The organism is Bacillus sp. LB7 (assembly GCF_030449715.1).
Classification (GTDB): Bacteria; Bacillota; Bacilli; order Bacillales; family Bacillaceae; genus Bacillus; species Bacillus paralicheniformis.
The window spans coordinates 56,945-80,375 of record NZ_JASGCA010000016.1 but is presented as its reverse complement, the minus strand read 5'-3'; the positions used below and the strand labels follow the sequence as shown (position 1 = coordinate 80,375).

General features: G+C 47.7%; 24 protein-coding genes and 1 pseudogene. 6 read left to right on the top strand and 19 right to left on the bottom strand.

Going from position 1 to position 23,431, the window contains the following annotated elements; genetic code table 11:
- The 4 genes and pseudogenes from QMZ64_RS18160 to QMZ64_RS18145 form a co-directional block, all read right to left on the bottom strand.
- Positions 1 to 706 (bottom strand): annotated as a pseudogene (locus tag QMZ64_RS18160) (cell division protein FtsK); the annotation flags it as partial.
- Between the two features lie 184 nt (positions 707 to 890).
- Positions 891 to 1,496 carry a YtpR family tRNA-binding protein gene (gene ytpR, locus QMZ64_RS18155; protein ID WP_265625926.1) on the bottom strand — a complete coding sequence of 202 codons (606 nt, stop codon included), beginning with the start codon at positions 1,494 to 1,496 and terminating at the stop codon, positions 891 to 893.
- Between the two features lie 18 nt (positions 1,497 to 1,514).
- Positions 1,515 to 2,324 (bottom strand): DUF1444 domain-containing protein, encoded by an 810-nt coding sequence (locus QMZ64_RS18150; RefSeq protein ID WP_265625925.1) that lies wholly within the window; start codon positions 2,322 to 2,324, stop codon positions 1,515 to 1,517.
- 19 nt (positions 2,325 to 2,343) lie between these two features.
- Entirely contained in the window at positions 2,344 to 2,664 is a 321-nt protein-coding gene (locus QMZ64_RS18145; RefSeq protein ID WP_003184462.1) for a thioredoxin family protein, read from the bottom strand.
- A 290-nt stretch (positions 2,665 to 2,954) separates the two neighbouring features.
- On the opposite strand from QMZ64_RS18145, the gene QMZ64_RS18140 reads away from it, so the two are divergent.
- Complete coding sequence (locus QMZ64_RS18140; RefSeq protein ID WP_265625924.1) at positions 2,955 to 3,401, top strand: YtoQ family protein; 447 nt, start codon at positions 2,955 to 2,957, stop codon at positions 3,399 to 3,401.
- Positions 3,402 to 3,453: 52 nt separating this feature from the next.
- Here QMZ64_RS18140 and QMZ64_RS18135 read toward each other — a convergent pair whose 3' ends face one another.
- Entirely contained in the window at positions 3,454 to 4,527 is a 1,074-nt protein-coding gene (locus QMZ64_RS18135; protein WP_265625923.1) for a M42 family metallopeptidase, read from the bottom strand.
- A 136-nt stretch (positions 4,528 to 4,663) separates the two neighbouring features.
- Between QMZ64_RS18135 and QMZ64_RS18130 the strand changes: the two genes are divergently transcribed.
- Entirely contained in the window at positions 4,664 to 4,978 is a 315-nt protein-coding gene (locus tag QMZ64_RS18130) for a PepSY domain-containing protein (RefSeq protein WP_020452616.1), read from the top strand.
- Between the two features lie 36 nt (positions 4,979 to 5,014).
- Here the strand turns inward: QMZ64_RS18130 and QMZ64_RS18125 are convergent, their stop codons facing one another.
- From QMZ64_RS18125 to trmB, 3 genes are all read right to left on the bottom strand, one after another.
- Positions 5,015 to 6,712, bottom strand: a complete 1,698-nt coding sequence (locus QMZ64_RS18125) for an NAD-dependent malic enzyme (RefSeq protein WP_265625922.1) — start codon at positions 6,710 to 6,712, stop codon at positions 5,015 to 5,017.
- A gap of 73 nt (positions 6,713 to 6,785) precedes the next feature.
- Complete coding sequence (locus QMZ64_RS18120; RefSeq protein ID WP_265625920.1) at positions 6,786 to 7,631, bottom strand: YtnP family quorum-quenching lactonase; 846 nt, start codon at positions 7,629 to 7,631, stop codon at positions 6,786 to 6,788.
- Positions 7,632 to 7,725: 94 nt separating this feature from the next.
- Positions 7,726 to 8,367, bottom strand: coding sequence for a tRNA (guanosine(46)-N7)-methyltransferase TrmB (gene trmB, locus QMZ64_RS18115; RefSeq protein WP_265625919.1), 642 nt, complete (start codon positions 8,365 to 8,367; stop codon positions 7,726 to 7,728).
- A gap of 180 nt (positions 8,368 to 8,547) precedes the next feature.
- Between trmB and QMZ64_RS18110 the strand changes: the two genes are divergently transcribed.
- The gene (locus QMZ64_RS18110) at positions 8,548 to 8,826 is read left to right on the top strand and encodes a YtzH-like family protein (RefSeq protein WP_075751912.1); all 279 of its coding nucleotides are present in this window, start codon (positions 8,548 to 8,550) and stop codon (positions 8,824 to 8,826) included.
- Here QMZ64_RS18110 and QMZ64_RS18105 read toward each other — a convergent pair.
- The 5 genes from QMZ64_RS18105 to thpR form a co-directional block, all read right to left on the bottom strand.
- On the bottom strand, positions 8,821 to 9,624 hold the full coding sequence (locus tag QMZ64_RS18105) for a phosphotransferase family protein (RefSeq protein ID WP_165427814.1): 804 nt from the start codon (positions 9,622 to 9,624) through the stop codon (positions 8,821 to 8,823). The two genes, QMZ64_RS18110 and QMZ64_RS18105, sit on opposite strands and share 6 nt — an antisense overlap.
- A gap of 188 nt (positions 9,625 to 9,812) precedes the next feature.
- Positions 9,813 to 11,945, bottom strand: coding sequence for a type I pullulanase (gene pulA, locus QMZ64_RS18100; RefSeq protein WP_265625918.1), 2,133 nt, complete (start codon positions 11,943 to 11,945; stop codon positions 9,813 to 9,815).
- Positions 11,946 to 11,971: 26 nt separating this feature from the next.
- Complete coding sequence (locus tag QMZ64_RS18095) at positions 11,972 to 12,892, bottom strand: YegS/Rv2252/BmrU family lipid kinase (RefSeq protein WP_265625917.1); 921 nt, start codon at positions 12,890 to 12,892, stop codon at positions 11,972 to 11,974.
- 52 nt (positions 12,893 to 12,944) lie between these two features.
- Positions 12,945 to 13,886, bottom strand: coding sequence for a hypothetical protein (locus QMZ64_RS18090; RefSeq protein WP_301441503.1), 942 nt, complete (start codon positions 13,884 to 13,886; stop codon positions 12,945 to 12,947).
- Entirely contained in the window at positions 13,870 to 14,475 is a 606-nt protein-coding gene (thpR, locus tag QMZ64_RS18085) for an RNA 2',3'-cyclic phosphodiesterase (protein WP_265625916.1), read from the bottom strand. The genes QMZ64_RS18090 and thpR overlap by 17 nt, the downstream gene beginning before the upstream one ends.
- Positions 14,476 to 14,614: 139 nt before the next feature.
- On the opposite strand from thpR, the gene cysK reads away from it, so the two are divergent.
- Positions 14,615 to 15,547 (top strand): cysteine synthase A, encoded by a 933-nt coding sequence (gene cysK / locus QMZ64_RS18080; protein ID WP_265625914.1) that lies wholly within the window; start codon positions 14,615 to 14,617, stop codon positions 15,545 to 15,547.
- Between the two features lie 40 nt (positions 15,548 to 15,587).
- Here cysK and QMZ64_RS18075 read toward each other — a convergent pair whose 3' ends face one another.
- The 3 genes from QMZ64_RS18075 to pepV all read right to left on the bottom strand — a co-directional run bounded on the left by QMZ64_RS18075 (position 15,588) and on the right by pepV (position 18,774).
- A complete protein-coding gene (locus QMZ64_RS18075; RefSeq protein ID WP_265625913.1) occupies positions 15,588 to 16,778 on the bottom strand; it encodes an MFS transporter in 1,191 nt (396 codons plus the stop codon).
- Positions 16,779 to 16,892: 114 nt separating this feature from the next.
- The gene (locus tag QMZ64_RS18070; protein WP_265625912.1) at positions 16,893 to 17,366 is read right to left on the bottom strand and encodes a DUF2691 family protein; all 474 of its coding nucleotides are present in this window, start codon (positions 17,364 to 17,366) and stop codon (positions 16,893 to 16,895) included.
- A 16-nt stretch (positions 17,367 to 17,382) separates the two neighbouring features.
- The gene (pepV, locus tag QMZ64_RS18065) at positions 17,383 to 18,774 is read right to left on the bottom strand and encodes a dipeptidase PepV (RefSeq protein ID WP_265625911.1); all 1,392 of its coding nucleotides are present in this window, start codon (positions 18,772 to 18,774) and stop codon (positions 17,383 to 17,385) included.
- A 107-nt stretch (positions 18,775 to 18,881) separates the two neighbouring features.
- Between pepV and QMZ64_RS18060 the strand changes: the two genes are divergently transcribed.
- Positions 18,882 to 20,189 (top strand): NCS2 family permease, encoded by a 1,308-nt coding sequence (locus QMZ64_RS18060; protein ID WP_243942595.1) that lies wholly within the window; start codon positions 18,882 to 18,884, stop codon positions 20,187 to 20,189.
- A gap of 20 nt (positions 20,190 to 20,209) precedes the next feature.
- Here the strand turns inward: QMZ64_RS18060 and QMZ64_RS18055 are convergent, their stop codons facing one another.
- The gene (locus tag QMZ64_RS18055; protein ID WP_265625909.1) at positions 20,210 to 21,370 is read right to left on the bottom strand and encodes an ABC transporter permease; all 1,161 of its coding nucleotides are present in this window, start codon (positions 21,368 to 21,370) and stop codon (positions 20,210 to 20,212) included.
- The gene (locus tag QMZ64_RS18050) at positions 21,367 to 22,077 is read right to left on the bottom strand and encodes an ABC transporter ATP-binding protein (protein WP_265625908.1); all 711 of its coding nucleotides are present in this window, start codon (positions 22,075 to 22,077) and stop codon (positions 21,367 to 21,369) included. The genes QMZ64_RS18055 and QMZ64_RS18050 overlap by 4 nt, the downstream gene beginning before the upstream one ends.
- A 268-nt stretch (positions 22,078 to 22,345) precedes the next feature.
- Here QMZ64_RS18050 and QMZ64_RS18045 point away from each other — a divergent pair, with 268 nt between their 5' ends.
- Positions 22,346 to 22,567, top strand: a complete 222-nt coding sequence (locus tag QMZ64_RS18045) for a DeoR family transcriptional regulator (protein ID WP_003184500.1) — start codon at positions 22,346 to 22,348, stop codon at positions 22,565 to 22,567.
- Positions 22,568 to 22,689: 122 nt separating this feature from the next.
- Here the strand turns inward: QMZ64_RS18045 and QMZ64_RS18040 are convergent, their stop codons facing one another.
- Positions 22,690 to 23,412, bottom strand: a complete 723-nt coding sequence (locus QMZ64_RS18040) for a pseudouridine synthase (protein WP_265625906.1) — start codon at positions 23,410 to 23,412, stop codon at positions 22,690 to 22,692.
- Positions 23,413 to 23,431 lie beyond the last annotated feature (19 nt).

The following is a 23,431-nucleotide window of genomic DNA, read 5'->3' as shown; positions in this document are numbered from 1 at the left end:
GTGTTGAGACAGGGGTTTCCGTTCGTTCGGATTCATGCCGCAGCGCTTTTTCTTCAGCGAGTTCGCCACCTTCTGTCTTTTGCTCACGGCGGATTTCCGTTTCCTCAGACATATGCGGGACATCTTCAAATTCGGCCTGCCACGCCGGATTGCGGCTCTCGCTTTTAGTCAGCGGATGGCCGTTCTTTTCAGTTTGCAAGGAAGGTTCTTCTCGAACCGGCTGCTTATTTCCGGCAACCTTCTGCTCTTTTTCAATTTCTTCGTTAAACAGTGTGACACGCGCTTCCATTTGATTGTTTGCACAATATGTATAATTTTCCGGTTTGGCTCTTTTCTGCTCATGAAAGCCGTAAACCGGTGACGGGATAACGGACGGCCTAAAGGGTTTTTTCGCCGCTTTCTCTTCATGATGATAGGAATTGCCGGGTTTCGGCTGGGAAGCTGAATGCCGGCTTGCCGGGCGGCGGGTCCTTTGTTCGCGGCTGTCATCCTTTTCCCGCGGCCGCGAGTTTTGATCAGGTATAACCGGGAAGCGGAATTTCCCTTTTGGATATTCATATACGACTTTTGCGTCGGATATTTGCGGCATTTCTTCGTCTTTCTCTAAAGATGAATCCGCCTCAAACTCTTCTATGTGCTTTTTTTGTTTTTCATTATCTTCATCATCGCCTAAAAACAGGCTGAACATTTTATTAAACCAGCTCATGAATCATCACTCTCTAACTCCCTTAAATTTTTCGGGGACGGTTTTAAGTATACCACTGCTTCCCCACCCAGAAAAGGACAAGTCCTTCTCATGTGTCCGTCCTCCGAATAAAAAAGCCGCCAAGTTTATCTACCCAGCGGCTTCTTTTTTACATCTATTCGAAAGTTTTGTTCATTTTATGCCGTTAAAATGTAAAAGCTTCTCCTGCTATCCGGCTGTCATCAAGGACAAGAATGCCTTTTTCCTTCGGCGCGTCTGGGAGGTTCAGCTCCTTGGCAGAACAAATCATTCCGCTCGACGCCACTCCGCGAAGTTCCGCATCTTTAATGATCATACCGCTCGGCATCACGGCTCCGACTTTGGCTACGACGACTTTTTGACCGGCATCAACATTAGGAGCTCCGCAGACGATTTGCAGCGTTTCGCTCCCTACATTCACTTTGCAGACACTCAATTTATCGGCATTCGGATGCTTTTCTTTTTCTTCGACATATCCGACCACAAACTTCGGAGAAAGATCCACGGTCAGCTCATCTTTCAAACCGTTGCGGACCAGAATTTCATTCACATCCTGGACAAAGGATTCGGAAAGTGCAACAGCTCCGTTTTCCTCAATGCTCAAATATGAGGAAACATTAAAAATGTTATAGCCTGCTGTTTCCTTTGTGTCTTTATGAAAAATTTTCACGACGTCTCCGCAGCGCTCAAAAGCGATCTCTTCGCGCGGAATATCGTTCAATGAGATGAGCAGCGTATCGCCTACGCCTTCTGGATTATAAAATGCGTTCATGAGAAAAATTCCTTTCTATCATTTCTTTTTAGGGCGGTTTTTAGCCAGAATAAAGATCGGTTCAAGCTTTCCATCCTCATAAAGGAAAGAAAGCGCAGTGATCGGCACTGTGCCGTTTGCAAAAAAGCTCATCGACATTTGCCCGAGAATATCGTATCCGGCATTGTTGCGGATGTCGGCAATAATCAGCACATCCTGGTGCGGGATTGACACCGCCAGTGTCCCTTCCGCGCTTTTCTCATACTCAGCGAGAATCGATTCGTTCAACACCCTGCTGGCGTCATAGCCGTCATTTGCTCTGAAAAAGTAGAAGTGATTGCCGGCGACCGCGTCTTCTTTGACAACGGTTTGGAGCGAGCGAAGGTTAAAGGAAGCCGTTTCTCGAATCCTTTCCTTTGTCCAGCCCTCTTTTTCAAGCATTTTTGCGTCGATCAGCCGGTATGTGTTGCCAAGGTCGAGCGCGTAGTAAATTCGTGTTTCAGCCGTGTGGCCGTCAAAAACCAAGGGAACGCCCGCGCTGGACTTCTCGGGAAAGGAAGTCGAGCGGATGACGGGATAGATGAGACTTTCCCGCCCTTCCATTTCCTGCGACTGGCCTTTCATGGCATTGAGCGCTTCCTCAGTATAATAGACGACTTCGTCAATCGCATCATCTTTTTTCTGCTCCCATTTGGCGATGATCCCCGGGAGTTCGAGTGTAATGCCTTTCCCAGTGTTTTGATCCTCGATTCTCAAGGTGTCTTTTTCCCTGTCGAAATGAAAGGACCAGTTGTCATTTTGCAAACGTTTTTTTAATATATCGGAAAGTTTCCTTGACGTCATTTTCATAGGGGAACTCTCCTTTCGGCTACTTATTCAGTGAATCTGTTAAAAATTGCTCAATTTCCTCTTTCGTTTTCCGGTCTTTGCTGACAAAGCGGCTGATTTCGTTGCCTTCTTTAAATACGAGGAAGCTCGGAATTCCGAAAATGTCCCACTCCGCGCACGTATCAATAAATTTGTCGCGGTCAACATAATAGAATGTGAATTCCGGATAGTTCGCTTCAAGCTCAGGCAAGAACGGTTCTACAAAACGGCAGTCCGGACACCAGTCAGCCGAAAACATCAGCAAGGATAAATCGTCTTTCACAACTTTTTGCAGTTCTTCATTCGTCTCGATCGTTTTCATCACTCAACGCCTCCAATATATGTTCTTATCATCCATTCGGATCATACCAGACAACCGGCTTTATCGCCAGCCTTTTGCTGTCCGCCGGCTTTTTTAAAAGATGGACGATTCTTTATGTATCTTACCCGTTTTAAAAAGGGAAAATCTTAACGATCCGATCCTCTTTCATATCATAAGCATAATTTTTTTGCTTTATCAAGCCATTCTCGTTTAACATGGTAAGTAATAGGGTAAAAATATCCGTTAAGGCGCCTTGCGCCATGATCCCATGACAGTCAGGAGGAGCATGTATGGAATTTATCGTTTATCTTGCCGGAGAAATACATAGCAATTGGCGCGAAGAAGTGAAGGAAAAAGCAAAATCGCTCAAGCTGCCGATCACATTTGTCGGACCGATGGAACATCACGACCGCTCCGACAACATCGGTGAAGAAATTATGGGCAAGCAGGCTGATTCGATCGCGAAAGATGATGCAGCCTCGGATTTGAACAATTTTCGAACTTCTGTTTTAATGAACAAGGCGGATGTGGTCATCGCTCTTTTCGGGGAAAAATACAAGCAATGGAACACGGCGATGGATGCTTCATACGCGATTGCCAAAGGCAAGCCGCTGATCATCATCCGTCCTGAGTTACTCCATCATCCGTTAAAAGAACTGTCAAACAAAGCGAACATTACCGTAGAAACTGTCAATCAGGCGATTAAATCGTTGTCGTACGTATTTGAAAGCCGGTAACTGTATTATCAAAAAGAGACCCTGTGCGTAAAGCGGCACAGGGTCTCTTTGTTCAATCATTTCGCAAAATCGACTGTACAGCAGAGCTGTCGCAAGCTTTGACAAGCTTGAGCAGCAATTCTTTTGCAGCAAGGTAGTCATCAACGTGGATAATGGAAGCAGATGTATGGATATATCTTGAACAAATACCGATCACGGCCGAAGGAACGCCTTCATTTGAGATGTGAACACGGCCGGCATCGGTTCCTCCAGGGGAAACAAAATATTGATACGGGATGTCATGAGTCTCTGCCGTATCCAGCACAAAATTTCTCATTTCGCTGTGCGTCACCATCGTCCGGTCGAAAATCCTTAACAGCACTCCTTTGCCGAGCTGGCCAAATTGACTTTTGTCGCCGCTCGCATCGTTTGCCGGACTTGCATCAAGCGCGAAAAACAAGTCAGGTTGTATCATATTGGCCGCAGTTTGCGCGCCTCTTGTGCCGAGCTCTTCCTGGACGGTCGCGCCTGAGTAAAGCGTGTTCGGAAGTTCTTCTCCCTGCAGTTCTTTCAGCAATTCAATGCTGAGGCCGCAGCCGTAGCGGTTATCCCATGCTTTCGCCATGATCTTCTTTTCATTTGCCATCGGGGTAAACGGACAGATCGGCACGATTTGCTGGCCTGGTTTGACACCGATTCGTTCAGCATCTTCCCTGTCATCCGCACCAATATCAATTATCATGTTTTTGATATCCATCGGACGTCTCCTCTGCTCATCTGTCAAAAGATGAGGAGGCGTGCTCGCGATGACGCCGGGAATCGGTCCGTTGTCCGTATGGATTTCCACCCGCTGAGCCAATAAAACCTGGCTCCACCAGCCGCCCAGCGTTTGAAACCGGAGCAGTCCGCTGTCTGTGATTGATGTAACCATAAATCCCACTTCATCCATATGGCCGGCCACCATAATTTTCGGACTGCCTTCAGGTCCATGTTTAACGCCGAACACGCTTCCAAGTCTGTCCTGGATGATCTCATCAGCATATTTTTCAAGCTCTTTTTTCATGAAACGACGGACTAGATGTTCATTTCCCGGGGCGCCGGGGAGCTCCGTCAGCGTTTGAAAAAGCGTTCTCGTTTCCTGATTCATCTGTTTCCCTCTTTTCTTATGTATCTCTCTACATTTTACATAAGTGTGCGATGTGTTTCCAGAAGAGAGCCCATCCTTAACACGGACGGACATGTTCTGTATAATGAAAAAAACAAGCTTTGGAGGTGCTGAATAGATGAAACTGCGCCATTTTCTTCTTGGGGCCGGCATCGGCATTGCCGCGGCCGTTGTTGTCAAACAATATGTCATGCAGCCTTACATTTCTTCTGAAAAAGCGCTGCGCATCGTCAAATCCGCTTTTAAACAGAGAGGCCCGATCGACGGTTCATGGATATATACCGTTCCGGAAGCCTATACCGTAAACGGCGAAACCGTCATGGTGTACAAAACAGGCATTACACGTTCCGCTTTCGGAGAGCTTGAACAGTACGAAGTCATGGTTGATGCAAAAACAGGCATGATCGTAGATGTGATTGATACCGCAGCATAGCATCAAAAAAATGCGGCCATTTCAGGCCGCATTTTTTTATATGGCGCGAATCGGCCGGTAGACCGGATGCCACATCGCATCCTGCACCGCTTGAATCACATCGTCCGGCTCATTTTCTGCAACTCCGTCTTTTATGGCTGCTTTGATGACAGCCGTTGCCACTGTTGCGGAAACCGTTCGCAAATCCTCAACCTCCGGAAGGAGCGCGGCGCCGGGCCGGCCGGTATCAACCATGCCCGCGATCGCAGCTGCGCTGGCGTAAAACATGTTGTCCGTCATCAGCCTTGCTTTTGATACGAGCGTTCCGAGACCGAGACCGGGGAATACAAAGGCATTGTTCGCCTGGCCGATCGCATAACGGGTACCGTTGTAATCGACAGGTGCAAACGGGCTTCCTGTGGCGACGAGCGCCCGTCCTTCCGTCCATTTGATCAAATCTTCAGGTTTTGCTTCAGATAACGGTGTCGGATTGGACATCGGGAATATAGCCGGCCGTTTTACATGCTTCGCCATTTCTTTTACGATTTCTTCTGTAAATGCGCCCGATACAGTAGAGGTTCCAATCAAAATGGTAGGCTGCACTTGTTTTACCACCTCAAGCAGATCGATTGTATCCCCCGGGCCGTTCCGGCTGAAGTCTTTGACCTCGTCGGCAGGCCGCGCATACGGCTTTTGAATGTCCTGCAAGTCGTTCATATCATCTGTCAGCAAACCGTTCCGGTCAACACACCAAAAACGGCGGTATGATTCCTCTTCCGACACCCCCTCTTGAACGAGAGCGGCGCGAATTTGCTCTGCGTTGCCGATTCCGGCCGTCCCCGCTCCGAATATGACCACTTTATGATTCTTCAAGGGCATTTTCGATATTTTGACGGCCGCAAGCACCGCTGCGAGGGTTACTGCTCCTGTGCCTTGAATGTCGTCGTTAAAGGTGCAAATTTTGTCTTTGTATTTTTTCAAAATCTGACGGGCGTTTTGCGTTCCAAAATCTTCCCAATGCAGCAAAACGCCTGGAAACGTCTCGGTTGCGATTTGAACGTATTGATCAATAAACGATTCATAACGCTCGCCTCTTATTCTTGAATGCTGATTCCCGACATAAAGCGGATCATTGAGAAGCCTTTCCTGGTTCGTCCCCGCATCAATGATAACGGGAAGGACCCTGCTAGGATCGATGCCCGCAGCCGCAGTATAAACGGCAAGCTTTCCGATCGAAATGGCGATGCCTCCGACTCCCCAATCCCCGATTCCGAGAATTCCTTCAGCATCAGTGGCCACGATTAAATCGATCCGGCTTTTTTTAGCGGCCAGATTTTCAAATGCCGTTTTCATGCCTTCAGGGTCATGAACCGACAAAAACAGCCCCCGCGGCTTCCTGTATTCATGACTGTATTGCTGGATTGCCGTTCCGACAGTCGGGGTATATACAATCGGCAGCATTTCTGTCATATGGTCGTTCAGAAGCCTGTAGAACAGCACTTCATTTCGATCGTGAAGCGCCGTTAAATAGACGTTTTTGCTCAAGTCATCAGGCTGTGATTGGAACTGTTTATACGCCCGTTTTGCCTGTTCTTCAAGCGTCAGCACCTTGGGAGGAAGCAATCCTGTCAAGCCGAGGGCTTCCCTTTCCTCCGGAGGGAAGGCAACCCCTTTGTTCAGCAGGGGCGTCGCAAGGACTTCAAATCCTCTTAATTGCGTCTCGATCCCTTGTTCATTCAGTTTATTGTGGCTCACCCGGCGTCTTCCTTTCAAAAGTTAGTTATCCTTAGGATGGATAACAATAAAGCAAACCATTCACCAAAATAGCTTAGCGCCTTTCTCTTTTTACTGACTCTGCAATCTCGCCGTTTTCATCCCATTTTAATGCCCTGTAAATGGCGTCATGGTAAAAAATGTACCAGGCGTTTTTCTCGGCGGCTTTCGCCTGCCATGCTTGCTTCGCCGCAATCGATGTCATCGGATAATCGTCGTACGCCAGCACCCAGAGAGGATTCTGATGAGCGTGCGTCGGCATAATGTCAGCCATATGAAGGGCCGTTTCGCCGGCATCTTCGAGAACGATCACGGAATGGCCGTCGCTGTGGCCGCCTGTATGATGCATCGTGATTCCGGGCAAAACTTCAAGCTTCTCGTCGAAGGTCCTCACTTGATGCTGAACCGCTTCCCAGTTTTCTTTCCAATATGTATTTTGGGAGCGGATATTCGGATTTCTCATCTCTTCCCATTCGATCGCAGACGTGTAAATCGCTGCATTCGGAAACATGGAAACAAGGCTTTCTCCCTCATAGCGCGTCAATCCGCATGCATGGTCAAAGTGGAGATGTGTCATCAGAACGGCGTTGATATCTTCCGTTGAGAGCCCGAGTGCTTTTAACGAGTCAGCAATTGACGATTCTTCGGTGACCCCGTAATTTCGTTTCTGCTTATCCGTCAGTTTGCCGTGTCCGATACCGGAATCGATCAGCAAATTTGTGCCGTCTTTCTGAACCAGTATAGGATCTGTTCTAAGTTCGATTTGATTTTTCTCATTGGCGTCATACTTTTTAGACCAAAGTGGCTTGGGCACAACGCCGAACATAGCGCCTCCGTCCATGTGCGTGACGCCTCCGTTCAGCCATGTCAGCTTGATTCGTCCGATTGTTAAAGTTTCCATGTTCATCCCTCCTCCTCCTATCGTAGCAAAAAATGCAACCCGAATCAGCTTCATTTGAAAGCAAAAAAACAGACCGCCGGAAGCAGTCTGTTTTTTATGTTCGCCATTCAGCTTCGACTCTGTAGATCGGCTGGCCTTTAGCGGCGAATTTTTCTTCGTATTCGGTCATCACGTTTCCTTCAAAATCGCTTTGATGCAGATCAAGGCTGACGAACGTCAAAACGAGTCCGTATTCGGAAAAACTGGTAAGGGAGTACTCAAATAATCCGCGGTTATCGGTTTTGAAATGAATCGCTCCCTTGCCTCCGAGCACCCGCTCATACTTTTTCAAGAACGCTTGATTGGTCAGACGGCGCTTTGCATGGCGCTTTTTCGGCCACGGGTCGGAAAAATTCAAATAGACCCGGCCGACCTCCCCGTCTGCAAAAACGTCTGAAAGCATATTGGCATTAATGTTCAAAAGCTTTACATTCGGCGCCTCTGTCTGCTTTACTTTATCAACAGCGGTTACGATGACGCTTTTAAATAATTCGATTCCGATATAGTTTACATCCGGGTTTTGCAGGGCCATTCCTGAAATAAATTGCCCTTTTCCGGTTCCTACTTCAATGTGGATCGGGTTGTCATTTCCAAAAACGGAATGCCATTTCCCTTTGTATTGAGACGGCTCGCTGATCACAATATGAGAGTTTTCAGCCAGGTAGTCATCCGCCCAAGGCTTGTGACGCATACGCATGTACTTACACCTCTATCTGTTATATCGTCTTACAACATACCATGAAATGCGCGAATCCCGCAAGGCCTCTTCCAAAGCAAAAAAGACCGAAGATCGGCCTCCGGGTCTTTCGCGTATAAATTACAGCTTTCTGAACATTTTAATCCATATACTCCGAGAATGAAGGGAAGTGCCAATATTATGGGCTTAAATCAGCAAAATCAGATTCATCTATTAAAAGACATTCTCTCAGACCATCAGGCAGACTGCACCGGAACCGTCGCTGAGTGCGAACAGGTGGAGCGGATTATCAAGTCTTTAATGGCAAATACGAATCTTGACGCCGGCCTGAAAGGCGTTCTCGAAGACATTTATTTGTACAGCCAGAGGGGAAAATCGTCCGCTTCGATCAACAGCCACATTCAGGAACACCAGGATCATCTCACGCAATGGGTGGAAGATATCGACTCATTTTCATGAAGTCCCGGCGAGACGCTTCATTAATACGTGAAGCTGTTCCAGCCCTTGGTGAAAGCCTTCCTGATTGCCTTTCGCTTTTTGCCAGAGCGTTGTCATTGCTTTTTCCGCCAATACGTACCAGGCCATTCTCAGCCTGAGATTGTCCGTTAACGAAGAGCCGTAGCGTTCCAGCCAGCTTCCCCATTCCCGCTCTTCAACGTAATGATAAAGAAGCGGCCCCAGATCGATCGCGGGGTCTGCAATCATCGCTCCATCCCAATCGATTAAATAAAGCTGGTTCTGATCTGTAAGAAGCCAATTGTTATGATTCACATCGCAGTGACAGACGACCTTTTCTCCGGACTGTACATCTTCGAGATGGTGCTCCAGATACAAAAGGGCTTGGTCAAGCTGCGGTATCGGATATTGCCGGGCCTGGATAAACTGCTTCAATTGAGTGATTACAGAGCTTGGCTGAAAAGGCTGTTTGCCGAGTCTCTTCAGCATGTCTAAAAGCTCTTTGGAGCTGTGAATTTTCCGAAGCATCTCAGCCACCGCCTGGCTGTTCATATCCTTCGGCTTCAGTTCTCTTCCCTTGAGCCAGTGCTGTGCTGTAATCACATCCCCGTTTTCCATTCGTTTTGTCCAAACGAGCTTAGGAACAATTCCTTCCGCGGACAGGACAGCCAAAAAAGGAGAGCTGTTGCGCTTTAAAAAAAGCTGCTGTCCATTATGTTCTGCATAATATGCGTCTCCTGTAGCTCCTCCTGCGGGGGAAATCTCCCATTCGCTACCTAGTAATTGTCCCAACCAGTTCATATCGATTTTCAACCCATCATTTCATTAAAAGATTTTAAAAAGCATCTGCTCCCTAGAGCGGGCAGCAAACCGCTTGTATTGTCGTCTCTTTATATTCAAATAAAAAGACGGCTATTGAGAGTCATTTGTGCTAAACAATAGCCGTCTTTTAAATTTTAGCGCTAGACGCCAAACTTCGTCAAGCAAAACTAAAAAATCCCTTTTGGTTCATATAGAACGTAGGTTCCGATGCCGTTCAGCCGAAGCCTTTTTTCCGCTTGAACCTTCCCATTTAAAAACGTAAAAGGATCGCAGTGCAGCAAGTACTGTTTCTGAGCGGGCAGCTCGAGCGTTTCCTTTTTTGCAGACGGACAATGCACCACTATGATTTCGTTCCAGGAATCAAATGCTGCAATGTTCTTGAGCTTGTATGCCGTCACCTCTCCTGTACCGCTCATAAAAGAAAGATGTTCCTTGACTTCCTCCTCTTTTTGCAGACGAAAGGCGGGATGGCTTCTCCGCAGCCGGATCAGCCGGCGCACATATTCGACATCCTCGCAAAGCTCCGCCCGCTTTTCCCAATCGAGCAAGTTGATGCCATCTCCCGACCTGTAGCTGTTGCTGTCCCCATTCTTTGTTCGGCAAAATTCCTGCCCGGCATGAAGAAACGGAACGCCTTGCGAAAGCAGGACGATCGACAGCGCGAGCCTTTGCCTGAGCCGTTTTGTGCAGGCATCTTCTTCCGAACAGAAGGCCATCTTATCCCAAAACGTATGATTGTCATGGCATTCCACATAATTGATTGACTGTGGCGGCGGCAAGAATCCCGGTGAGCCGGCAATTCCATGTTGAAGCTCAGCTTTTTTCCCTGTGTCCCCTAAAGCATACCCGCGGTCACTAAGCTCAAATGTACTCCCTTTGACTGCGTTTCTGAACCGATCATTAAAAAAGCCGACCGCCGGAACTTTTCCGGCATTTTGCAATGTTGCTTTTTGCCCGCTTTCAAGCGGGGTATTTAAATCCCAGCCTTCTCCGAACAGGAGCGCGCCCGGCTTCACATTCTCGGCAAGCCTACTGATTTGGCGAACGGTTTCAATATCAAGAATGCCCATTAAATCAAAACGAATTCCGTCGACATCATATTCTTCAAGCCAATAGCGGACAGAATCGAGAATATATTTTCGCACCATCAGCCGCTCAGAAGCAATGTCATTTCCGACGCCTGTTCCGTCGGCTGGAAAACCGTATTCATTATGTCTGAAAAAATACCCGGGAACCGTTTTTTCAAAGGGGGACGTTTCCCTCTTGTACACATGATTATATACCGCATCCATGATCACGGAGAAGCCGTGTTTGTGCAGCGTCTGAATCATCGTTTTCAGCTCGGTGATTCTGCTTTTGGGGTTCTGCGGATCGAGCGAATAGCTTCCTTCCGGAGCATTAAAGTGAATAGGGTTATAGCCCCAATTATAAGATTGGTCAGGTGACAGCTCATCAACTCCGGCAAAATCGTGAAAGGGCAGAACCTCGATGTGGGTAACGCCGAGCTCTTTCAAATAGGCAATTCCCGTTGAGAAGCCGCCGGACGTTTCAGTTCCGTCCTCTGTAAAAGCAAGATATTTGCCTTTATGGCGCATACCGCTGTCTTCATGAATCGAAAAGTCGCGGATGTGAACCTCATATATAACCGCATCACACGGACTGTGAAGGCTTGGCGCACGGTATTTTTCCACTTTGACTTCCTCAGGATCTATTACAACGCCCTTTTCCCCGTTTACCGTAACAGCTTTCGCATAAGGATCGACTGTCAATAACGGCATCCCGTTTACATAAAGCTTATATAAATAGGACCAGCCGTTCAGATCGCCTTCGACCGTTACCTCAAAAACACCCTTTTCTCTGCGCATCATTTGAAAAGTATTTGTTTGAAGCGAATCAGGGCTCTCCAGCTCGATCGCTGCCGTACTCGCGGTCGGCGCCCATACCTTAAATAAAGTACGCTCGTGTGAATAAAAAGCGCCGAGACGGCCGTCATAAAAAAAAGCCTTGTCAAACGCCGCACTTCGCGTAACAGAACCGATTTGCAGGTCTGTCCAAACGCTTTCTTCACACCATACTTTATGAACTCTTCCGAATGGAACGAGGCGGCTGCTTTCGAGAACATACTTGAATTTCTCCCCAAGCTCCTCCGTCGCTTTTACCGAAAGCTCTATCCTCTCTCCTTGATCATCTTCAAGCAGAAAAGGGGGGCTGCAGCTTGACGCGCGGCTCTTCGGAACTAAAACAGTGATCGTTCTCATTTCATCGAGATAAGCTTCAAAAGGGCGGCTGATACCCGGCATCTCAGTCTCTCCTTCATTCGAAAGATTTATGCTCTTAACCGAAGAGATTCGGTCCCTGTTTTGATGAAAACGGGGGCCCAGCCGATCACCTCTCCATCCGCTTGAAAGAGCACCCGCTCATTCGTATGAAAATAAATTTCTTTCGTCTTAAACGCCGTAACACCGTTTTTGCCGATGTGTTTGCCGAATATCATCGCAAACAAGAGGCCGGCTTTTTTCAGGACGGAGCGGTCTTCAATAATGATCACGTCTAAAAACTCATCCCGCGGATTCGCGTTCGGTGCTACCTTCATGTCTCCGCCATAGTAGGGGTGATTTGAAACCGACGCAAACCAGATTTTTTTAAACGTACGCTTGTCATCCCCGTTCTCATACGAAAGAACAAACGGTTTAAACGTAAACGCCGTAACAAAGAAAATCAGCGGCTGAATCACATGATTCAGCCTGAGAGCAGCCGTCCATTTCGGCAAAGCAGTCGTCTTTTTGACGGCGCAGGCATCAAATCCTAGGCTGAGATGATTGGCAAAATAAAGTTCGTTTTCACTGTCTTTCGTATGAAAGCTTCCGAGGGCATATGTCCGGGTCAGCGATTGCCCTTTTCGCTTCATTTCCTTGATGACATTCGATTTTTTCACGGCAAAGCCGCGTTTAAAATCATTATTTAAGCCCGACGGGATGACGCTCAGCTGAATGTCCCGCAAGCTGACTAAGCCGTTGAGCACTTCATGGACGGTTCCGTCCCCGCCGATCACAAGCAGACGCTTCAGCCTGTCATCCTGCATCGTTGATATTTGCCTTGCCAAAACTTCAGCATGCCCGGGATGCTGGGTCATAAATGAGCGGTACGATATATTTGCCTTTTGAAGGTCTTTCTGCAATGATTTCCATACTCTGAAGGCCGTCGCATTTCCCGCCTTTGGATTTATGATGATATACCAATCGCTCATGATTCCATTCTCCATTTTATAGTATGAAAAAGCCGGGATAACGTTCTGGCGGTCAGCTCAGCCATTCCTGTCTCCGCATCGAGTCGGAGACGCCGTGCGACAACAGAATTTTCGCCGTTTTCAGCTGCTGGCTTTTAATCGGGGCTAAGTTCTTTTGCTGCTTCTCCAGCCACTCTTTCCAATGTCTTTTGTCGCAAATGTCGATTCCGTAAGGAGGTTCCGGATAATCGATATACGATGTCCGGCTGACAATGACTTTGCGCACAGGCAGTTCAATCCCCGATCCCTTTAACAAGCCGGAAAGAACCGTGCCTGTCCTGAGAAGTTCGACAGCCGGATTTAATAGTGACCGTTCCTTGCCCCTTACCGTTTTTTCTTTCCAAAAACGATCTTTGGAACCGATAAATGCGCTGTCCTTCTCGCCTTCGAGAAATGATATACAGCAGATCTCAAGAGGCGTGAGAATCAAGACGCTGAGCTCTATCGCAGCCTGATTCACCTGCAGCACCGGCCGATACATGATGAAATATGAATCCGGCAGCTGCTTTGCCAAAATGTGCAGGATTTTATCGCTTTTTATTTCCCGGGAAAGCCTGGATATGTCAGAGATTGTCGAGCTTGCCCATTTCAGCTGAAACTCGTATACGTATTCTTTGAAAAACGACACGAGTTCCTCCCCTGCCGCAGGAATTCTTGCGATCAAGCTTTCATCCGTTTCTCCGTCCAGTCCGTTAAACCATTCATCGGCTTCTTTTCCTTTATTAATATCGGATGCTTCTTTTTTTCTCTTTAATGTAAATGTCTTCTTTCTTTTTCCGACCGTTTCATCATCGGCGGCTCCTTTATCGTAATGAAGGCTGTCTTTCTTTTTCTCAGCCATCTCTTTAATTGACTGCCAGCGCTGCTTTTTCAAGCGGATAAACTGGTTGATATAATGATAAGGATCCTGTTCATACCTTGAAATACAATCCTGTATTTTAATAATCTGTGCCATCTGCGTTCATCTCCGAATCTTGCTTTTCTGCAGCCGGCCGTTCACCGAAATGGAAAACGGCTTGATGCTCATATTTGGGAAGCCTGTCTAAATGAGTTTGAAAGATGGTGAAATGCCCGGCCGTAAAAGACACCGCGTCTACAAGAGGCTCCAGGCGGCCGTTAAAAGAGGCCGATCCATTCCACTTTCTGGCGACCGTCACATGTGGATGAAAAGGCCGTTTTTCAATTTCAAATCCCGCCGCATCTGCAGCATGCTTCACCCGTTCCCTCACGTGAAAGAGAGCGGCTGAGTATTCCGGTTCTGCATGAAGAATTCTCGGTTCCGACGGCTTGCCGAACGTTCCGAAACGTTTCAAGGCAATCTGAAACGGAGCCGTCTCATCAGATATCAGCTTGAGGCTGTCAGCAAGCATAGCCAGCTGCTCTTCGTCAGCAGAGCCGAGGAACACGAGGGTGATGTGGTAATCCAAAGGATGCACCCATCTATGAAAAGAAAATTCCGGACGGCTGCTGACTGTTCGATAAAGCGGCTCACTAAGCTCCGCCGGAATTGGAATTCCAATAAAATAATGCGGTTTGACTGACATATGTATGGCTTCCTCCTCATTCGTCTTCTCTATATTTTAACAAAAAATATAAGGACTTATAACCTCTCTATTTTCCACTTTCCGAGGCCTTATGATAGGATATTGACAGAATCATGTTTTTTAGAAAGGGGGCACAGCCGTGAAAGCCGTTCACAATATTGCAGAATTAATCGGGGAAACACCCCTTGTCAAGTTGAACCGCGTTCAGCCCGAAAACGCGGCCCAAGTTTATATCAAGCTTGAATCTTTTAATCCGAGCGGAAGCGTGAAAGACCGCGCGGCCTACCAAATGATTGTGGATGCCGAAGAAAAAGGCCTGCTGAAACCGGGTTCAACCATCATCGAACCGACGAGCGGAAACACCGGCATCGGCCTTGCGATGAACGCGGCGGCAAGGGGCTACAAAGCCATCCTTGTCATGCCTGATACGATGACAAAGGAGCGGATCAATCTTCTGAAAGCGTACGGGGCTGAGGTCGTCCTGACGCCGGGGGATGAAAGAATGCCGGGCAGCATCAAAAAAGCGCAGGAGCTCGCTCTGGAAATCCCGGGCAGCTTTATTCCGATGCAGTTTGATAATGAAGCCAATCCGGAGGCTCACCGGAGATCAACCGCTCTGGAAATTGCCCGGGCAATAGAAAAAATCGGCAAACCGCTCGCCGCATTTGTTGCAACAGCAGGAACAGGGGGAACGATTACCGGGACAGGCGAAAAGCTGAAAGCGTTATTTCCGGGCATAACCATTCATGTGGCAGAACCTGCAGGGTCGCCTGTTTTATCCGGGGGCAAACCGGGAAAGCACAAGCTTGTCGGGACAAGTCCGGGATTTATTCCAAATATTTTAAACGAAAACGTCTATGACGAAATCTTAAAGATCAAGGACGAAGAAGCCTATGAGATGACGCGCAGATTAGCGCGGGAAGAAGGAATCCTTGTCGGCCCTTCTTCTGGGGCCGCTTGCTTCGCCGCAGTTGAAACGGCCAAGAAGCTCCATCCCGGCAAAGTGGTCGTCTGCATGACAGCCGATACAGGGGAACGCTATTTATCAAGCGATTTATTTCAATTTGATTAAGAGAGGAAAGCCTGATTTCTGTTCTGAAATCAGGCTTTTTTTATGAAGAAACCGATGTCTGCACGGCTGCCGTCTTTTTTGAAAAGACATTGATCATCACGAACAACAGGAAAGATAGAGAGGATAAAACGCCGAAGAACAAATAGACGGACAGCGCTGAATAGCGTTCATAAATCAACCCGCCGGCAAATGTACAAAACCAGTTGCCAAAACCATTACCGACAGCTGTGTACATACTGATCGCTGTAGCGCCCAAATGACCGGGTGCCAGCTTTCTTACGTATTGCAGCGCGGCCGGAATAAACAGTCCGATCGAAAAGCCTTGTACGATACATGTCGCATAAACGAACGGCAGCGACGGCATGATGTAGTAAAAAACCCAGCGAAGCGAGGAAATGAAAACCGCAAACAGCAGCACCCTTTCAATTCCAAACCGCTGAATCAAGCGGTTCGCGGCTTTCATAAAAGGCGCTTCACTGCCGGCAGCGACCAAAAACGCGATCCCCACTCCCGCAAGCGTGCCCCCGATTTCATTGATATAGATGCCAAAATAAATGTTATGGGCAAGTGTAGGTCCCATCATCAAAAAGGCGGCAAGCAAAAAGATCAAATACTTTTTGATTTTGAATAACTCTCTGATCCCGCTCTTCAAATCGACCTTCATCGCTTTATTTTCTTTCGGAAGCCTGTGAGCGAATAAAGCTGAAGCGATCAGGAACAAAGTAAACGTATAAAAAATAACGGAAAGATGAAACATTTCAGCAAGCCTTCCCATCACAAAAACGGCGGCGGCAAAGCCGAGGGCGCCCCACAGCCGAATCGATCCGTAGGGGATTTTTGATTTTTCCGAAAAACTGACCGCGATGCTGTCGGACAGCGGGACGATGGCGCTTTGAAATACAGCAAGAAAAATCATCGCAAGAAGCAGCCATTCATATGATTTGAATAGTGAGAACAGGAAGGCAAATAAAGCCGTCGACAGTAAAGCAATAGTCAAAAGCACGGTAGGCTTTCTCGTTAAATCGCTCATGATTCCCCAGACAGGCTGGATGAAAATCATGACAACGGGGCTGATCGACAAGATCAGGCCGATTTGCCCGCCTGACAAATGAACGGCATCTTTTAAATACACGGAAAGAAGCGGATAAAATGCCCCGTACCCGAAAAAGAACAAAAAGTAAAATGAATAAAACCGTTTCTTCACATGTAGCAATTCCTTTTCCTGCTTCAAAAAGCCCCTCTCCTCTCGGACGCCTGTACGCACCTTTACTATATTCGTTATCCCTGAAAACAGCAATGTTTTTCAGCAAAAAAGCCGCTCTATAGAGCGGCCGTCTTTGTTGTGCTATACATGCATCCCTGTCCTGGCATCGTTGTGATCCGTTATATATTCAATATGCTTGAAACCGCAGTCCTTTGCGTTTTGATACAGAAGATCCAGCTTTTTTTGATCTTTGCAGTATATCGTGACAAAACTCGAATCAGCTGTAAGCACAATCAGCTCGCAGCTGCTTTTCATATATGATTCATATGTGCTGACATCTTCGGGATGGCCATCCTTCGGAAAAGCCTTCAGATCGGCGAAGATGAGATAGTATCTTGCGTCTTCCAGCCTTTTTTTAAATGCTTCTCCTGTCATCACCTGCGGATCTTGAGGAAAAAGATTTTCATCTGACAATTCACCGTTTTGCACGAGATAGCATTCGCCATCGGCAAGCAGCCAATTGAAGCAGGCCGGATCAACCGGCTTCAGCATATCGAGAAGAAAGCGCCCGTACCCGTTCGGGATTTCAAATATTACGCCTCGCTTATGACTCATGTCATCACTCTCTTTACTACTTCGCCAATTCATAAATAGCCTGTGCATAAATCGATACAGCCTTCAGCAGATCATCAATTTCCATATACTCGTCTTTCTGATGGGCAACATCGGGCCGGCCTGGAAACAGCGGGCCAAACGCGACGCCGGCTTCCAGTGACCGTGCATATGTCGCCCCGCCGATAGAAATTAATTGTGCCGTTTCCCCTGTCTGCTCCTCATAGACCCGCTGCAGCGTTTTGATCAGCTCATGGTCTTTTGCTACATGATGGGGCTTGCTGTCTTTAAAGCTCACCAGCCGGGCGCCCTTTATTTGCGAAAGCCCGGATTTCACCCGATCGCTCTCTTCAGTCACAGGATAGCGGATGTTAATATGGGCTTCTCCGCCTTTTTCCTGTTCATACTGCAGCCGGCCGACATTCAACGTCAGCTCTCCGCTGATGTCATCGCGGCAACCGATGCCGATCTTTTTCCCTCTCGTATCTCCGGCAAAAGCCCCGCTAACCGTTTGAACAAACTGGAGCCCGGCTCTGTCAAGGGATTGGGTATGTAAAAACTCGGCCAAAATAAGACCGGCATTGACACCGTTATTAGGCTCCATGGCGTGAGCTGATTTACCGTACGCGGTTAATGTCAGTCTGCCGCCTTCTTGAAGAATACGCCCTTCTGCGCGCTTTTCTTTTACAAACCGGACAAATGACTCTTCAAAACCTGACGGGGCAGCCCCCGCCAGGACGGCTTCGGCGTCATCAGGCACCATGTTCAGACGCCGGCCGGACCGGAAAGTCTCCAATATTAAGTCCGCACCTGTTTCCGCCTGATCAGTTTCAATTTTTAAAGCTGCGTCAATCAAGCCTTTTTCCGCATAGATAATCGGAAAATCAGCATCAGGCGCAAAACCTGCCGAAGGCATCTCTTCGTGTTTAAAATAATGCTCCACACAGCGCCAGTCGCTTTCTTCATCAGTGCCGATAATCATTCTGATTCGCTTTGATAATGGGAGGCCGGAGTCTTTGACAATTTTTAAAGCATGATACGCGGCCATTGTCGGCCCTTTATCATCAAGCGCTCCCCTTGCATAGATGCGGCCGTCTCTGATTTCTGCAGCAAACGGATCGCTCGTCCAGCCGTCTCCGGGCGGAACGACATCAATATGGCAAAGCACGCCGATGATCTCCTCGCCTTTCCCCCATTCGATATGGCCTGCATACCCGTCAAGATTTTTGACCGTAAACCCGCTTTCTTCCCCTTTATTGAGAAGCGCTGTCAGGCATTCTTGAATTCCTTTTCCAAACGGCCGGCCCGGACCCGCCTTCTCTTCATCAAGGACGCTGTTGATTTTTAAAAAACCTTGAATATCCTCTACGATCTCATTCCGTCTTTTTAACACTTCCTGTTCCCAGTTCATAATTTCGCCCCTTCTTTTTTCAGTTTAGCCAAAAACCCTTGCAAAAACACCCGATAACGAATAATATAGATATTGTTTTGCTATAATGTTCGTTATTGGAGGAAATGATGTTTAACATAAAAGAAAACCAAACCACAGTCAAAAAAGAAATCCTGGCCGGTATTACAACCTTCTTTACAATGGTTTATATCGTCGTGGTCAACCCGAGTATCCTTTCCGGCACAGGCGTCCCGTTTGATCAAGTGTTCACTGCCACAATCATCGCCGCAGTCGTCGGAACGCTTTGGATGGCGCTTGCCGCCAACTTTCCGATCGCGATCGCACCCGGGATGGGACTGAACGCGTATTTTGCAGTGTCAGTCGTCGGCTCGTCCAACGGCGAAATTTCTTATCAGACAGCGTTCAGCGCTGTTTTCGCGGCCGGTATCCTCTTTATTATCTTATCGCTAACACCTCTTAGAAAACAACTGATCGAAGCCATTCCGGCCAATCTAAAATACGGGATTACCGCCGGAATCGGATTGTTTATCGCTTTTGTCGGTCTGAGAGGAGCCGGAATCATTACCGCCAATGAATCCAATTTGGTCGGGCTCGGCAATCTGCACTCGCCCGGAGTGATCCTGGCGCTAATCGGCTTGGCTTTCTCCGTCGTTTTGATGGTCATGAATGTGAACGGCGCTCTATTTTTCGGTATGATCTTAACCGGTCTGATCGCCTTTTTTACCGGCCAGCTTGAGTTTACCAAAGGGATTCTGTCAATGCCTCATCTGCCGGAAAAACTGATCGTCACAAACCCTTTCGCCGCTTTTGGCGATGTCATCCACTACGGCCTTTATTCGGTTGTCTTCTCGTTTCTGCTCGTCACGATTTTTGATACGACAGGAACGATGATCGGTGTCGCCGAGCAAGCCGGACTCATGAAAAACAACAAACTGCCGAATGCAAGAAAAGCCCTTCTTGCCGATTCGACAGCGACGACGATCGGCGCAATGTTCGGGACAAGCCCGACTACCGCTTATATCGAATCATCCGCAGGGGTGGCCGCAGGCGGAAGAACAGGGCTTACGTCTTTAACAGTCGCTGTGCTTTTCGGAGCGGCGCTGTTTTTCAGCCCGCTTGTGAGCGCGGTCTCCGGGATCTCAGCGATTACGTCGCCGGCATTGATCATTGTAGGAAGCATGATGATCGGCGCTGTCACCAACATTCGCTGGAAAGAGCTTGACGAAGCATTCCCGGCCTTTCTCGTCATTTTGACAATGCCGCTGACATCATCTATTGCGACAGGCATTTCCCTCGGGTTTATTTCTTATCCGATTGTCAAAGCCGCGAAAGGCAAATGGCGCGAGATTCATCCGCTTGTCCTCGTGTTTGCCGTTCTCTTTTTCATACACCTCTTCTTTTTGGAAGGGCATTAAACAACTGAACCCCGTCTTTTTTAAAAAGACGGGGTTTTCAGCATCAGGCTGAGCGCGATGACGAGGCAGCACCAGATCAATCCCGGATAGAAAAGCCAGTTAATGGCATTCCGCCTGGCCTCATAAAAAGCGTCGCTTTCTTTGTCTGCCCCCAGCAAAAAAACGCGTTCCATCACCTTATCAAAATGGACGGACAACAGACTTCGATAAGCGAAGACAAAAACCAGGAGGGCGCCTGCTTTCATCCAGACCGGCCCAACCATTATCAGCGCCGTAAAAATGCCGATCATTTGCATAAGCTGTCTTTTATAGTCCGGATGGCGCAGCATCACTTTAAAAAAGATTTCCATTAGGCCATTTTGCACTGTACGGGCTTTAAAGATGTTCTGAGATTTTTTAAAGAACAGCCGCGGCTTTTTCGCTCCTCGTTTCCCCGGCTTCGGCACGCTTCCATCCAGGTTCAGCGACAGGAAAAATTTTGCTAGTCTCAGCTTTCTTCTGTTATCAAATTCAACCTCTTCATAAAATAGATACATGTTTCCGAGAATGCCGCCTGCGGTCTTCACCGCGGCCGCAGGCAGCACCAGGCCGATCAAGAGCACAACCGGCCAGGAAAACAACAAAACAACTGCACAAGCCGACAGCCACACGAAAAAGATCAGTCCGGCGTTCAGTACCCGGTGTTTCAGCTTGTACTGCCATCCGATGTTCCGTCTCTTCAAGACGGTGATCAAGAAATTGAGACAGAAATAAAAAAAGAATACGGCGAGACAAGCAGGCAGTTCAACCCCAAATTGTCTGACGAACAGAGGAGTAAACACGGCCGCCGTAAACAGCCATTTGCAAAACTGGACAATCAGACAATATAAATAGCCGCACCTTTTCATGTCCAACACGAGTGTCTTTTTTTGCAACAAATAAAGCTGATCGGCTTCCATTAAAAATGTCCTCACAGACCCAAACAGCGTAAAAACGGCAGGAGCCAGCACAATCAATCCGGCCTGCCATCCGTAAGCAAATGCCCCTTCATTCAGCCATTTAATATATTGATAAACGCCGATTCCAGCCGCAGGCAGCACAATATACAGCGCAACCGTCCAGTCGATGACCAGTTTGATGATCCGGAGCTGATAAAGACAGTCCGCCTTCAGCCTGCTGATAAACAGCGCCCGGCCGCTCATGCGGGCGCGCCCTTTACAGCAAAGTAAAAGCAGTCAAGCAGCGAGCCATCCGAAAGGCCGGTTTTCTCCCGCAGCTCTTCGAGCGTACCCTCCAGCATCAGACGGCCATTTGAAATCAGCAAAAAACGGTCACAGATCTTCTCGGCGGTATCCAGCACATGCGTACAAAGCAAAATACCCGCTCCCCGCTTCTGCTCTTCTTTCAGCATATCCAAAAAGAGGCGGCTTGCGATCGGATCGAGCCCGATAAACGGTTCATCTATAATATATAGATCAGGCCGCATGAGAAAAGCATGGATCAGCATCAGCTTTTGCTGCATCCCTTTCGAAAAGCTTCCCGGATAATCGTGAAGCGCATGCTCGAGCGAGAATCGCTCGATGAGCCGATTCGCCCTCGGCAAAAACGAGGACTCGTCCTCCTGCAAAAACGTCCCTAAAGCCGTGATATGCTCCCATAAAGTCAATTCGTCGTAAAAACTGGGCTGTTCAGGTATGTATGCATAGTTCGACGTTTCAGGCCATTCAATCTGCCCGGCCATATGCCTTGTTAAACCGAGTATCGTTTTAATTGTCGTGCTTTTCCCCGCTCCATTCGGTCCGATTAATCCGACAAGCTCGCCTTCTCCCACAGCAAACGATATATTTTCGATCGCCGATTCCTTTTCTTCATAACCGGATTTTTCGATATGCACTTTTAATTTCATCATCTTTACCACCTCTCTTTTATTACGTATGAAGCTAGAAAAAGTTTAAAATTTTTTCTAGCAAAAAACGTGATCGTACTGCATGTTCTGCTCACGATTTTCATTTTTACATAAATTTGGCTCCGGCTTTTTTCTGGATATTTGGCAAAGAGATCGTGTATAATATTTATTGATCATTTTCAAGAAATGGTCGCTAACCGTCCATGCTGCATTTTGGAGTCGTAAGTTGTGGTAGTCAAGTCCATTCGATCATACGATAGGGAGTGGTTGTTTGAAACCTTCAACAAACCGAATGCTAACCAGGATCAAATCAGTCTACATGTTCATACAAGAAAAAGGACTCGTTACAACCCAGGAACTGGTTGATGAATTTGGCACTACACCGAGAACAATCCAGCGTGATCTGAATGTGTTGGCATACAACGATCTAGTACACAGCCCGAGCAGAGGCAAATGGGAGACTACAAGAAAAAAAGTGAAAATCTCCTCATAGCAATATTCTGAAAAATTGAACTTTAGCGCTGAATATCATATAGGACAGCCATCAAACATAAAAAGCATCAAACCCGATGAAGTTTGATGCCCCATAAACCAGCTCTACAGGCACTCGACGAATCAGAGTGTCTTTTTGTTTTGCAATGCGGCAAGCTCGTGTTCAGAGAGCTCTCTGTATTCCCCCGGCAAAAGCTCTTCATCAAGATCGACATCCCCCATTTTCAGCCGCTTTAAATAGATGACGTCATGGCCGACCTCCTTCAGCATTCTTTTAACCTGATGAAATTTCCCTTCCGTTATTGTCAAAAGCAAACGTTCCACGCCGTTTTCGCTTTCCAAAAGCGACGCTTCAGCCGGTTTTGTGACATATCCTTCACCGATATCGACCCCTTTTTCAAGCTGATCGAGAGACGCCTGATCAATCGGCTTATCGACATGTACTTCATACGTTTTAGGCACGTGTTTTTTCGGCGATAAAAGCTGGTGTGCCAACTGTCCGTCATTCGTCAAAAGCAGCAGCCCCTCGGTATCCTTGTCAAGCCTTCCGACCGGAAACGGCTCAAACCTCAGCAGCTCCGGATCGAGCAAATCGACAACCGTTTCCTGGCGGCTGTCTTCTGTCGCTGACAGCACTCCTTGCGGCTTGTTCATCATCAAGTAAATAAATTCCTGATAAACGACGGGTTCGCCGTAAACCGTGATGTCGTCTGATTCCGGGTCTACATGCTCTTTTGCGTCTTTGATCAGTTGATCATTGACGCGCACCGCGCCGTTTTTCAGCATTTTTTTGACTTCTTTTCTCGACCCGTAGCCGCTGTTTGACAACAGTTTATCCAATCTCATGAAGACACTCCCTTTTTTT

Bases quoted from the DNA above. Each gene is read 5' to 3' on its own strand.
- ytpR (WP_265625926.1), bottom strand. From the start codon at position 1,496: ATGAACGCATTTTATAATCCAGAAGGCGTAGGCGATACGCTGCTCATC.
- QMZ64_RS18150 (WP_265625925.1), bottom strand. From the start codon at position 2,324: ATGAAAATGACGTCAAGGAAACTTTCCGATATATTAAAAAAACGTTTG.
- QMZ64_RS18145 (WP_003184462.1), bottom strand. From the start codon at position 2,664: ATGAAAACGATCGAGACGAATGAAGAACTGCAAAAAGTTGTGAAAGAC.
- QMZ64_RS18140 (WP_265625924.1), top strand. From the start codon at position 2,955: ATGGAATTTATCGTTTATCTTGCCGGAGAAATACATAGCAATTGGCGC.
- QMZ64_RS18135 (WP_265625923.1), bottom strand. From the start codon at position 4,527: ATGAATCAGGAAACGAGAACGCTTTTTCAAACGCTGACGGAGCTCCCC.
- QMZ64_RS18130 (WP_020452616.1), top strand. From the start codon at position 4,664: ATGAAACTGCGCCATTTTCTTCTTGGGGCCGGCATCGGCATTGCCGCG.
- QMZ64_RS18120 (WP_265625920.1), bottom strand. From the start codon at position 7,631: ATGGAAACTTTAACAATCGGACGAATCAAGCTGACATGGCTGAACGGA.
- trmB (WP_265625919.1), bottom strand. From the start codon at position 8,367: ATGCGTATGCGTCACAAGCCTTGGGCGGATGACTACCTGGCTGAAAAC.
- QMZ64_RS18110 (WP_075751912.1), top strand. From the start codon at position 8,548: ATGGGCTTAAATCAGCAAAATCAGATTCATCTATTAAAAGACATTCTC.
- QMZ64_RS18105 (WP_165427814.1), bottom strand. From the start codon at position 9,624: ATGAACTGGTTGGGACAATTACTAGGTAGCGAATGGGAGATTTCCCCC.
- pulA (WP_265625918.1), bottom strand. From the start codon at position 11,945: ATGCCGGGTATCAGCCGCCCTTTTGAAGCTTATCTCGATGAAATGAGA.
- QMZ64_RS18095 (WP_265625917.1), bottom strand. From the start codon at position 12,892: ATGAGCGATTGGTATATCATCATAAATCCAAAGGCGGGAAATGCGACG.
- QMZ64_RS18090 (WP_301441503.1), bottom strand. From the start codon at position 13,886: ATGGCACAGATTATTAAAATACAGGATTGTATTTCAAGGTATGAACAG.
- thpR (WP_265625916.1), bottom strand. From the start codon at position 14,475: ATGTCAGTCAAACCGCATTATTTTATTGGAATTCCAATTCCGGCGGAG.
- QMZ64_RS18070 (WP_265625912.1), bottom strand. From the start codon at position 17,366: ATGAGTCATAAGCGAGGCGTAATATTTGAAATCCCGAACGGGTACGGG.
- pepV (WP_265625911.1), bottom strand. From the start codon at position 18,774: ATGAACTGGGAACAGGAAGTGTTAAAAAGACGGAATGAGATCGTAGAG.
- QMZ64_RS18060 (WP_243942595.1), top strand. From the start codon at position 18,882: ATGTTTAACATAAAAGAAAACCAAACCACAGTCAAAAAAGAAATCCTG.
- QMZ64_RS18055 (WP_265625909.1), bottom strand. From the start codon at position 21,370: ATGAGCGGCCGGGCGCTGTTTATCAGCAGGCTGAAGGCGGACTGTCTT.
- QMZ64_RS18050 (WP_265625908.1), bottom strand. From the start codon at position 22,077: ATGATGAAATTAAAAGTGCATATCGAAAAATCCGGTTATGAAGAAAAG.
- QMZ64_RS18040 (WP_265625906.1), bottom strand. From the start codon at position 23,412: ATGAGATTGGATAAACTGTTGTCAAACAGCGGCTACGGGTCGAGAAAA.